Genomic DNA, 11,057 nt, shown 5'->3' with positions numbered 1-11,057 from the left:
GCCTGCCGCCGACGCGATCGTGGCTTCCCACGGCGCGGCGACACGCGCGGACGGCGAAGCATGGGTCGCCTCCATCCCCGCCCTGATCGACGGCAACAGTCACGGTCTGCGGGCCGGCGGCCATTTCATCGCGGAAGACATCGAAAAGCTGGGCAAAGCCTCCCACGAGGCATTCCTGCGTGTTCGTCCGCTGCTCGCGGAGCGCGGCCGGATGGGCTTCGTACGCCGCTGCCATGGCGATCTGCATCTCGCAAACATCGTCCTGCTCGACGACCGGCCCGTGCTGTTCGATGCCATCGAGTTCGATGCGCAGATGGCAACCGTCGACGTGCTCTACGATCTCGCATTCACGATGATGGACCTGTTGCACCACGATCAGCCCCGCGCCGCCAACATCGTCCTGAACCGCTATCTCGCCGCAACGCCGGCCGACAATCTCGACGCGCTCTCGGCCCTGCCGCTGTTGATGTCCATCCGGGCGGCGATCCGCGCCCAGGTGGCCCTGGCACGGCTGAAGCCGCCGCATTCCGATGACCCCAGCATCCTTGACCAGGCACAGCATTATTTTGACCTCGCCAGGACGCTGATCCATCCCCCTGCTCCGCGCCTGGTTGCGATCGGCGGCCTGTCAGGCACCGGCAAGACCGTCCTGGCGAATGCGCTCGCGCCCGTCGTCGCGCCGCCCCCGGGAGCCGTCGTGCTGCGCAGCGACCTCGTTCGCAAGCAGATGTTCGGGGTCGAGGACACGCACCGCCTGCCGCCGTCCGCCTACACGCCAGAGCACGCGGCCCGCGTCTACGGCACGCTGGCTCAGCACGCCCGGCGGGTGTTGGCGCAGGGCCATTCGGCGATCATCGACGGCGTATTCGCCCGCGAGGACGAACGGGACGCGATCGCCGCATTGGCGCGAGAGCGCAATGTGCCGCTGAACGGCCTGTTCCTGGTTGCGGACCTCGCGACCCGGCAGATGCGGATCGGAAGCCGCCGGGGAGACGCATCCGACGCCACGCAGGAGGTTGCTGCGCAGCAAGAGCACTATAATATCGGTCACGTCGGCTGGGCGACCATCGATGCATCCGGGACACAAGAGCAGACGCTCCAGAACTGTCGGGACGCGATCGCTGAAGGCAAATAGGGCAATCTGATTGGCGCGGGCAAAGATGGCGCGACCCACCAAGACCTCGACGGCCGTTCGCGCCACGCCGGCGGCGCAGCGCAATGCCCTGCCCGGCCGCCTCAGCCCCGGCATGGCCTGCGATACGGCGTTCCGCATCATCGCGCGCCGTCATCTCGATGCCGTGCTCGCCCAGCATGACGGCACCTGCCGCGGCGATCCCGACGCGCTACATCAGATCCGGATCGCGTTGACCCATCTGCGAACTGCCATCCGCTTCTTCTCGCCGATGGTCGACGACGCCCTGCGCCCGAACGTCTGGGCCGAACTGAAATGGCTGAACGGCCAGCTCGGCATGGTGCGGGATCTCGACGTGGCGATCGAGCGGATCGTCGCGGAGAGTGCCAAAGAGCTTGCGGTGGTCGCCGAGCTTCAGCATTGGGACGAAAAGCGCACCGAGAGCCACCGCCTGCTGGCTCGCGCGCTGCAATCCGCGCGGTATCGCCGCCTTGTCGAGCAGACCTCGATCTGGATCGAGAGCGGCCCCTGGTCAACCCGGCGCAGCAAGGAAGCCATGCGATTGCGCCGCTGCACGCTCGCCGAACACGCAACGGAGCGGCTGACCGAGTGGGAGACGACGCTGCTCAAGAAGGCGCGAAAACTCCGCAAGCTCGACGTCGAGAAACGACACAAGCTGCGGATTCTCAACAAGCGGCTGACCTATTCGATCGAGTCGCTCCAGGACCTGTTCGCCGAGGAATCGCTGACCAAACAGAAATCGATCCTCAAGAAATTGCGCAAGGCGCAACGGTCGCTCGGACGGTTGAACGATGATGCGCGGGGACATGCGCTGGCCGCGTCGTTGAACGGCGCCGGCCTCGAAGCCAGCAATCGATTCCGCAACCGCAAGCGTGAAAAGAAGCTGTTGCGGACGGCGTCAACGGCTTACCGCAAACTGGACAAGACGAAGCCCTTCCGCTCCTCGGATCTCGCACCGAGTTCCGAGCCGGAGGTTTAAGTGTGGACGTAGTCCCCCGGCGCATCGGGCAGGCCGGGAGCGTCTCCAAGCCCGATCGGCGGCGGATCGCAGGGCGCGCCGGAGCGCGCCGCCAGCCATTTGGTCCATTCCGGCCACCACGACCCTTCAATGCGCGGAGCCAGCTTCAGCCACTCGTCCGCACCGACATAGGGCGCGTCCTCGGCCTTGCTCAGCACTTGATAGCTGTGGCCGGGCTCGTCGGGAGGCGCGACGACGCCGGCATTGTGGCCACCACTGGTCAACAGGAACGTCACGTCGGCATCGACCTGATAGTGGATCTTGTAGACGGATCGCCACGGCGCGACGTGATCGGCCAGCGTGCCGACCACGAACATCGGGGCGTGAATATCGGACAGCGAAACGTTCCTGCCGCCGACGCGATAGCGCCCCCCGGCCAGATCGTTGTCGAGGAACAGCTTTCGCAGATATTCCGAATGCATGCGATAGGGCAGCCGCGTTGCGTCCGCGTTCCACGCCATCAGGTCGTTCAGCGGCGCGCCCTCGCCCATCAGATAGTCGTGTGACAGACGCGACCAGATCAGTTCGTTGGAGCGCAGCAGCTGGAAGGCGCCGGCCATCTGGGTCGTATCGAGATAGCCGCGCTGCCACATCATGTCTTCGAGAAAGGCGACCTGGCTCTCGTTGATGAAGAGCGTCAGCTCCCCGGCCTCGGTGAAGTCGGTCTGGGCCGCAAGGAGAGTAACGGTGCCAAAGCGGTTATCACCGTCGCGCTCCATCGCAGCGGCAGCGATCGACAGCAATGTCCCTCCCAGACAATAGCCGAGCGCATGGGTCCTCCGACCCGGCATGATCCGGCCGATCATGTCCAGCGCCGCCATGACCCCCAGCTTGCGATAGTCGTCGAAGGCGAGATCCCGATCTGTCGCATCCGGGTTGCGCCAGGAGATCGCGAACACCGTGAAGCCCTGACCGGTCAGATATTTGACCAGCGAGTTCTGCGGCGAGAGATCGAGGATGTAGTACTTCATGATCCAGGCCGGCACGATCAGGATCGGCTCTGGTCGCACCTGCGCCGTGGTCGGTTGGTACTGGATCAGCTCGATCAGCTCGTTACGGTAGACGACCTTGCCGGGCGAAGCCGCCACCGATTTGCCGACCACAAACTGCTCACTGCCCGCCAATTTTGAGGCGGAGAGCAGGCGCATCAGGTCGCTGCACCAGTTTTGTCAGCCGAAGACGAAGTTTTCCCCGCCACTCTGGAACGCCTTTTCCAGCACCTTCGGATTGGTCGCCGCGAAATTCGACGGCGCCAGCATGTCGAGCATCTGGCGCATCGAGAATTCGACGATGGCTTCATTTGCGTGCGACACGCCGCGCACGCCGGTCGTGGCATCGTGCCACCAGCGCTCTCCGAGCAGGAATGCCTGCGCCAGCAGATTGAACGGCGCGGTCTCCCATTGCGGTCCACTAAAGCGGCGATCCCGCCCCTGCGGTTGGATCACGGACCACGGCTTTTGGCCCGGTGACGCCGCGTGCGCGGCGGCTTCCGCCAACCGGCCGGCGTCACGCAGGACGTTGCGGGAAATCTCCATCTGGCGCTGCGGCGCCGCAGCGAGATGCGAACTCCAGTCGAGCCACGCCAGCGACAAGGCCAGTGGCGAAATCCCGCCCGTAAACCGCGCAAGCATCGCGTGAAACGCGCGATCGAGAGGATATGGCTCCGATACAGGCGGAGGCTCGGCGGCAGCCGGCATCCCGGCACCCATCTGGGGGCTCACCGTCGCGGCTTCGGGACCAGCGGCTGGACTGATGGGGAGAGCCTGGACCGCCGGCTCTTCGGCCCGTGGAAAGATCTGCACGACGCTCATGGCTCAATGTTCCCGAGGGCTGCTGTTTGACGTCGGCGGCAGGATATGGCGAGGCTTCGCAGAGGCGTTGAGCTGCATCAAATCCGGGGCGCGGATCACGATTGCTTAATCAGGACGGACGGGCTTCGTCCGATTGACCTGAGTCAAACCGCACCCTGACACCCGAGCTAGTTTTCGCGCATCGAAATTCGACAAGCGGAGTTGTCCATGCGCGCCCACCAGATCATGACCCGGTCGGTCATCTCGGTTACCCCCGACACAAGCATCGTCGAGGCGGCAAATATCATGCTGAAGCGGCACGTCAGCGGTCTCACCGTGGTCGACGATACCGGCAAGCTGGTCGGCGTCGTCTCGGAAGGGGATTTCATCCGCCGCAGCGAAATCGGCACCGGGCGCAAGCGCGGACGCTGGCTGCGGTTCATCCTGGGGCCGGGCAAGTCTGCCAGCGACTTCGTCCACGAGCACGGCCGCAAGGTTGCGGAGGTGATGACCGACTCGCCCGTAACCATCACGGAGGACACGGCGCTCGCAGAGATCGTCGACCTGATGGAGCGGAACAACGTGAAGCGGCTTCCGGTGGTGCGCGGCGACAAGGTCGTCGGGATCGTATCCCGCGCTAATCTGCTGCAGGCGGTGGCGGGGCTCGCTCGTGAAGTGCGTGATCCGACGGCGGATGACGACCACATTCGCAACCGCATCATCGACATCATGGAGAAGAACGACTGGTGCCCGTTCGGGCTGAACGTCATCGTCCGCGACGGCATCGTCCACCTCAGCGGCGTCATCACCGAAGAGCGCACGCGGCAGGCCGCGATCGTCGCAGCGGAGAACGTCGACGGCGTGAAGAAGGTGCACGACCATCTGTGTTGGGTCGACACCATGTCGGGCGTCTATCTGAACTCGCCCGAGGACGACGAGCTCGCCAAGGCAAGCTGACAAGGCAAGCTGACAAGGCGAGCTGAACCAGACGCGATTCAGCGCGGAATGACGGCGGTGGCCTCGATCTCGACGCGCGCCGCCTTCTCCACGAGGCGCACCACCTGCACCAGCGCCATCGCCGGGTAATTTGCGCCGAAGATGGCACGGTAGATCTTACCGAGCTCCTTCAGGTTGGACAGGTACTCGTCCATGTCGACGACGTACCAAGTCAGCCGCACGAGGTGCTCGGGCCTCGCGCCTGCCTCAGCCAGGATCGCGGCGATGTTGCTCAAGGTCTGCCCCACCTGCGCGACAAAGCCGTCGGCAAGACGCTCTTCGGCATCCCAGCCGATCACCCCGCCGGTGACGACGATGAGGCCCTCAGCGGCCATGCCATTGGCATAGCCCTTCGGCATCGGCCACCCCGACGGCTGGAGCACCTGCACCCGCGAACGGGCGTCATCCTCGGCTGCTGTCGGCAGCACCGCGAGTTGCGGGCCTTTCGGCGTCGTCACAGACAATTCTTCATCCCTCTCTCATTCCGCCGCGACGCCTGAGGACGTTGCCGCGGCCTGCGCCAGTTGCCGCAAGGCAAAGCGCTTCAATTTTCCGGTCTCGGTCTTGGGTAGTTGCGTTACGAATTCGATGGCACGCGGATATTTGTACGGCGCGATCTCGCGTTTGACATGTTCCTGCAACTCGGTCACGAGCTGAGCGTCCGGCGTCACGCCGGGCGTCGCGACGACATAGGCCTTCACGATCATGCCGCGCGCCTCGTCGGAGGCGCCGACCACGCCGCACTCGGCGACCGCCGGATGCGTGAGCAGCGCCGCCTCGACATCCGTGCCCGCGATATTGTAGCCGGCCGACACAATCATGTCGTCGGAGCGCGACTGGTACCAGAAATAGCCGTCATTATCCATCAGGTAGGTGTCGCCGGTGATGTTCCAGCCGTTCCTGACGTATTTGCGCTGCCGCTCGTCGGCGAGATAGCGGCATCCGGTCGGCCCGCGCACCGCGAGGTTCCCCATCGTGCCCGGCGGCAAATCATGGCCGTCATCGTCGACGATCTTGGCCTCATAGCCCGGCACGGGCTTGCCCGTTGCGCCGGGACGGATTTCGTCCTCGGTCGCGCTGATGAAGATGTGCAGCAATTCAGTCGAGCCGATGCCGTCCATCAGCTTGATCCCCGTCGCCTTGAGCCAGGCGTCGAAGGTCGGCTTGGGCAGCGTCTCGCCCGCGGAAACACATTTGCGAAGCGAGGAGATGTCGCGGCCAGCCAGCTTGCCGATCATCGCCCGGTAAGCGGTCGGCGCCGTGAAGCAGACCGTGGTCTTGTATTGCTCGATCGCCGTCAGGATATCGTCCGGCGTCGTCTTCTCCAGCACCACGAAAGAGGCGCCGATATGCATCGGAAACAGCACACCGCCGAAGCCGAAGGTGAACGCGAGCGGCGCCGAGCCGACGAAGCGATCCTTCTGTTCGGCTCGCAGGATGTTGCGCGCATAGCCGTCGCAGACCGCGAGCATGTCGCGGTGGAAATGCATGGTGCCCTTGGGATCGCCTGTCGTGCCGGACGTAAAGGCGATCAGACAGACGTCGTCGGAGGCGGTATCGATGGCCTTGAACTCCGGACTCGCGTCCGCGCTGAGCGCTTCGAGCGAGTCCGTCGCGCCATTGCCCCAATAAACGACTCGCTTGAGATTCGGCGCCGCAGCTTTCGCCTTCTCCATTTCCTCGGCGAGCTTTCCGTCGCACAGCGCCAGCGTGATCTCCGCCTTCTGGATCGGATATGACAGCTCCTTGGCGCGCAAGAGCGGCATCGTGGCCACGACAATGCCGCCGGCCTTGATGACCGCGAGATAGGTCGCGACCATCATCGGATTGTTGGCGGAGCGTAGCAGCACGCGTCCGCCGGGAACGAGACCAAGCTTGCCGACCAGCACGTTGGCGATGCGGTTCACCAGCGCTTGCAGCTCGCGATAGGTGTAACTGACGGCGGGACTGATGACGCAGGGCGCCTCGCCATGTCCCTGCTCGACCCAGCGATCGAGGAAATAACTGACGCAGTTCAATCGTGGCGGATAGCGCAGCTCCGGCCGTGTGAAGATGAACTCGGGCCAGAGCTCGCGTGGCGGCAGATGCTGCCGCGCAAACGTATCGACATGGGCCGTCGCAGCGTTGCCGTCATGCGAGCCCGACACTTGAATCTTGGCGGCGTTGGCCATCGCACGCTCCTTTCAGCATGGATTGCACCCGGCAGCACGATCTGGGAAACATTTTAGGCTTAAAACAATTCGGCGCAATAGCGGATTTTGGGCGCCCCGTGCTTTTTCCTGCGGCAAAAGGGGTTGGGCGGCGGTTCTTACGGCCGGCGGCGCGCGGCCGATTTCTGCGCCGACGCCTTGGTCTTGGCGAGCAGCCGCATTAACTCGCGCACATCCTTCGGCGAGAGGTCGGCGAAGAGATCGGCGATCCAGATCTCGTGCTCCGCAGCCATCTTGCGGAACTCGGCGCGACCGAGTTTCGTGAGGCGGATCACCTGAACACGGCGGTCCGTCTCCGAGGTCCGACGATCGAGATGGCCGGATTCCACGAGGCGCTCGACGAGGCCGGTGACATTGCCGTTGGATACCATCATCCGCTTGGAGACATCGGATAGCGTCATGCCGTCAGGCGCCTTGTCGAGCTGAGCCATCAGATCGAAGCGGGGCAGCGTGACGTCGAACCGCTGCCGCAGCCGGCCGCGAACCTCGCCCTCGATCAGGGTGGTGCAGGTCAGAAGGCGCAGCCACAGCCGAAGCTCGTCGGCATGGTCTTCCGGCGTTTCGACGGCCTTGGTCTCGGAATCGAGCATCTCGGTGCGTTCACTCTCGGCGGGCATTGGCGCCGGCACGGATTCCCCAACATTTTGAGCTTCAAATAAATCGACGCCGGCCGCAAGTCCAAAGCTGCAACAATCGACCGCACGCTACTTTCTTTAGGCTTCAAATAATTGGCGCGCCGCTTGCATGCGCCGCTGCCGCGGGATGGCGACACTTTGAGCGCTCCTTGCCGCGGCCACCATCATCGGCATAAGCTTGGATTAAAGTACGTGGCTTGCAGCGCAAGCCCTGATGTCACGGGGGACAGATCATGAAGACGCAATTGACCTTGGCCGCAACTGCCCTGCTGGTCGGCACCGCAATGACCCCTGCCCTCGCCCAGGAGAAGATCAAGCTCGGGGTGATCGTGACTCTGTCGGGACCAGCCGCAGCGCTTGGCCAGCAAGTTCGCGACGGCTTTGCGCTCGCCGTAAAGGACCTCGGCAGCAAGATGGGCGGCCGTGACGTCGAGGTCGTGGTGGTCGATGACGAACTGAAGCCGGACGCGGCGGTGACCAAGGTCAAGGGTCTGCTCGAACGCGACAAGGTCGACTTCGTGATCGGCCCGATCTTCTCCAACATCCTGCAGGCGATCCACCGGCCCGTGACGGAGTCGAAGACCTTCCTGATCAGCCCCAACGCGGGCCCGTCGACCTTTGCCGGCAAGGACTGCAACCCGTTCTTCTATGTGACCTCGTACCAGAACGATCAGGTGCACGAGATCCTCGGCAAGGTCGCGCAGGATCGCGGCTACAAGCGCATGTACCTGATGGTCCCGAACTATCAGGCCGGCAAGGATTCCGTGGCGGGGTTCAAGCTCGACTACAAGGGCGAGATCGTCGAGGAATCCTACATGCCGCTGAACACGCTGGACTTCCAGCCGGAGCTTTCCAAGATCTCCTCGCAGAAGCCCGATGCCCTCTTCACGTTCATGCCGGGCGGCCTCGGCGTCAATCTCGTCAAGCAATACCGGCAGGCGGGCCTTGCTGACAGCATTCCGGTGCTCTCGGCGTTTACGGTGGATGAATCGACCTTGCCGGCACAGCAGGACGCCGCTGTCGGCATGTTTGGCGGCGCCAACTGGGCGCCCAATCTGGACAATCCCCCGAACAAGAAGTTCGTCGCGTCCTACGAGGCCGCCTATAACGTCGTGCCTGGCACCTACGCCTTCCAGGCGTATGACGCCGCGATGCTGATCGACAGCGCGGTCAAGGCCGTGAAGGGCGATCTGTCGAACAAGGACGCGGTCCAGGCCGCGCTGAAGAAAGCCGACTTCACCTCGCTGCGCGGCACCTTCAAGTTCAACACCAACGGCTATCCGATCCAGGATTTCTATCTGACCAAGGTTGCCAAGCGTCCGGACGGCAAGTTCCAGACGGAGATCGTGCAGAAGGTCTTCGAGAATTACGGCGACCGCTACGCCAAGGACTGTAAGGCGGCGAACTGAAGCCGCGACGGGTTACGGGAGGACTTCAATGAGCAGCGAAATCACCGGCATCACGCGCGCCAATGAGGGGATCCAGGGTATTTCCTGGAACATCCTCGGTCAAACCTACGTGCCGAAGAGCAAGACCGAGCACAGCTTCTCCTGGCATGCGACCTTGCCGCCGGGCACGTTCGTGCCGCCGCACATTCACCCCGACCAGGATGAATATCTCTACATGCTGGAGGGCAAGCTCGATTTCATGCTCGGCAATTCGGAGTCGCAGGCCACCGCCGGCGACCTGATCCGCCTCGGCATGGGCGTGCCGCACGGCATCTTCAACAAGTCGGAGCAGACCGCAAAAGTGCTGTTCTGGGTGTCGCCGACCAAAAGGCTGTTCGACCTGTTCTGGGGCCTCCACAACATGAAGGAACAGAAGCCGGAAGACGTGGTGGCGATGGCGGCCGAGTTCAACATCCACTTCCTGCCGCCGCCTCCCGGCGGCTAAGGCGCGATGAGATCACGATGAACCGTCATCGCGCTTTAGATTATTGTTTGAGCATGATCCTTTCGGAAAACCGCCTCGCACTTTTCCGGATCATGCTCTAGCCGCGAGTCTTAGGCGCGCACCGCCGCGAGCCCCGGCACTGCGGCGAAGCCCGCCTTGGTCGCATAGCCGCGCACGATGGCCTCGCGCTGGGAATAGCTCAGGACGTTGTCGACATTGTCGAAGCCGTCGGGCGCGAGCTGCTCGACGGCGTCGATGACGCCCTCGGGGCCGCCCCGGCGATTGGAGCGCACGATATCCGCCGTCATCGGCAGGCGCTTCTTCTCGTATTCGAGTAGCGCCTGGCGCGGATGCTCGGCGCGCACCAGCGCGTCGGCAAGGCAACGCGCATCGAGGATCGCCTGCGAGGCGCCATTCGAGCCGACCGGATACATGGGGTGCGCGGCGTCGCCGAGTAGCGTGACGCGTCCCGACGACCAATAGGGCAAGGGATCGCGGTCGCAGGTCGGATATTCGTAGAATTCGGGCGTCGCCGAGATCAGGCTCTTCACGTCGACATAGGGCACCGAGAAGCGGGCGACGTGCGGCATCAGTTCCTCGCGGCGGCCCGGCCGCGACCAGTCTTCCTTCCGCGGTGGTGGCGCATTGCCCTCGCCCACCTTCACCAGCACGGCCCAGTTGGTCAGGCGGCTCGCCGGGCTCGATCCCTCCGCGATCGGATAGATCACCACCTTGGCATTGAGGCCGCCGGCCACGATCATCGATTTGCCGGTGAGGAACAGCGGCCAGTCGCGCGCACCGCGCCACAGCATCAGGCCGTTCCAGCACGGCGGTCCCTCGTTCGGGAACAACGTCTCTCGGACGCGGGAATGAATGCCGTCGGCGCCGATCAGGATATCGCCGCGCGCCGTGTGGACATGCGCGCCGGCACGATCGAAAAAGTAAGCGGTGACGCCGCCCTCGTCCTGCGTGAAAGCGCCGAGCCTGCAGCCGGTGTGGATCGCCTCGTGCCCGAGCCGCTCCTCGACGGCGCGATGGATGACGCCCTGAAGGCGGCCGCGATGGATCGAGAATTGCGGCACGTCGTGACCGGCGTCGATGCCGCGGGCTTCGCGCCAGACCTCCTGGCCATGGCGGTTGAGATAATAGAGCTGGTCGGTGCGAACAGCGACATCGTCGAGTTTCTGAAGCAGGCCGAGTCCGGCGAGCTCGCGCATGGCATGCGGCAGCGTATTGATGCCGACGCCGAGCTCACGAATGGTGTCGGCTTGCTCGAAAATCTCGCATCCGATGCCACGCGAACGCAGCATCAGCGCCGTGGTGAGGCCACCGATACCGCCACCGACGATAATCGCCTTCATC

At 63.9% G+C, this 11,057-nt stretch carries 9 protein-coding genes and 1 pseudogene; 5 read left to right on the top strand and 5 right to left on the bottom strand.

The window, feature by feature from the left end; all coding sequences use genetic code 11:
* Together IC66_RS0107325 and IC66_RS0107320 are read left to right on the top strand one after the other, a co-directional pair.
* On the top strand, positions 1 to 1,135 hold a 1,135-nt coding region (locus IC66_RS0107325), incomplete at its 5' end, for a bifunctional aminoglycoside phosphotransferase/ATP-binding protein (protein WP_038947178.1).
* 25 nt (positions 1,136 to 1,160) lie between these two features.
* Positions 1,161 to 2,132 carry a CHAD domain-containing protein gene (locus tag IC66_RS0107320; protein ID WP_038947177.1) on the top strand — a complete coding sequence of 324 codons (972 nt, stop codon included), beginning with the start codon at positions 1,161 to 1,163 and terminating at the stop codon, positions 2,130 to 2,132.
* On the opposite strand, the pseudogene IC66_RS0107315 reads toward IC66_RS0107320, so the two are convergent.
* Positions 2,129 to 3,982 (bottom strand): annotated as a pseudogene (locus IC66_RS0107315) (PHA/PHB synthase family protein). The gene IC66_RS0107320 and the pseudogene IC66_RS0107315 overlap by 4 nt on opposite strands.
* 207 nt (positions 3,983 to 4,189) lie before the next feature.
* On the opposite strand from IC66_RS0107315, the gene IC66_RS0107310 reads away from it, so the two are divergent.
* Positions 4,190 to 4,918 (top strand): CBS domain-containing protein, encoded by a 729-nt coding sequence (locus IC66_RS0107310; protein WP_038947176.1) that lies wholly within the window; start codon positions 4,190 to 4,192, stop codon positions 4,916 to 4,918.
* Positions 4,919 to 4,956: 38 nt separating this feature from the next.
* Here IC66_RS0107310 and IC66_RS0107305 read toward each other — a convergent pair whose 3' ends face one another.
* From IC66_RS0107305 to IC66_RS0107295, 3 genes are all read right to left on the bottom strand, one after another.
* The gene (locus IC66_RS0107305; RefSeq protein ID WP_028142580.1) at positions 4,957 to 5,415 is read right to left on the bottom strand and encodes a RidA family protein; all 459 of its coding nucleotides are present in this window, start codon (positions 5,413 to 5,415) and stop codon (positions 4,957 to 4,959) included.
* Positions 5,416 to 5,436: 21 nt separating this feature from the next.
* Positions 5,437 to 7,128, bottom strand: coding sequence for a benzoate-CoA ligase family protein (locus tag IC66_RS0107300; protein WP_038947175.1), 1,692 nt, complete (start codon positions 7,126 to 7,128; stop codon positions 5,437 to 5,439).
* A gap of 137 nt (positions 7,129 to 7,265) precedes the next feature.
* Entirely contained in the window at positions 7,266 to 7,784 is a 519-nt protein-coding gene (locus IC66_RS0107295) for a MarR family winged helix-turn-helix transcriptional regulator (protein ID WP_028142582.1), read from the bottom strand.
* 251 nt (positions 7,785 to 8,035) lie between these two features.
* Here IC66_RS0107295 and IC66_RS0107290 point away from each other — a divergent pair, with 251 nt between their 5' ends.
* Together IC66_RS0107290 and IC66_RS0107285 are read left to right on the top strand one after the other, a co-directional pair.
* On the top strand, positions 8,036 to 9,211 hold the full coding sequence (locus IC66_RS0107290) for an ABC transporter substrate-binding protein (RefSeq protein ID WP_028142583.1): 1,176 nt from the start codon (positions 8,036 to 8,038) through the stop codon (positions 9,209 to 9,211).
* Positions 9,212 to 9,239: 28 nt separating this feature from the next.
* Positions 9,240 to 9,695, top strand: a complete 456-nt coding sequence (locus IC66_RS0107285; protein ID WP_028142584.1) for a cupin domain-containing protein — start codon at positions 9,240 to 9,242, stop codon at positions 9,693 to 9,695.
* A gap of 110 nt (positions 9,696 to 9,805) precedes the next feature.
* On the opposite strand, the gene IC66_RS0107280 is transcribed toward IC66_RS0107285, so the two are convergent.
* A complete protein-coding gene (locus IC66_RS0107280) occupies positions 9,806 to 11,056 on the bottom strand; it encodes a flavin-dependent oxidoreductase (protein ID WP_028142585.1) in 1,251 nt (416 codons plus the stop codon).
* Between the last annotated feature and the right edge of the window lies 1 nt (position 11,057).

Source organism: Bradyrhizobium genomosp. III (assembly GCF_000261705.1).
GTDB classification, from domain to species: Bacteria; Pseudomonadota; Alphaproteobacteria; order Rhizobiales; family Xanthobacteraceae; genus Bradyrhizobium; species Bradyrhizobium ottawaense.
Note: the sequence above shows the minus strand (reverse complement) of the source record. Positions and strands in the feature narration are given on the sequence as shown.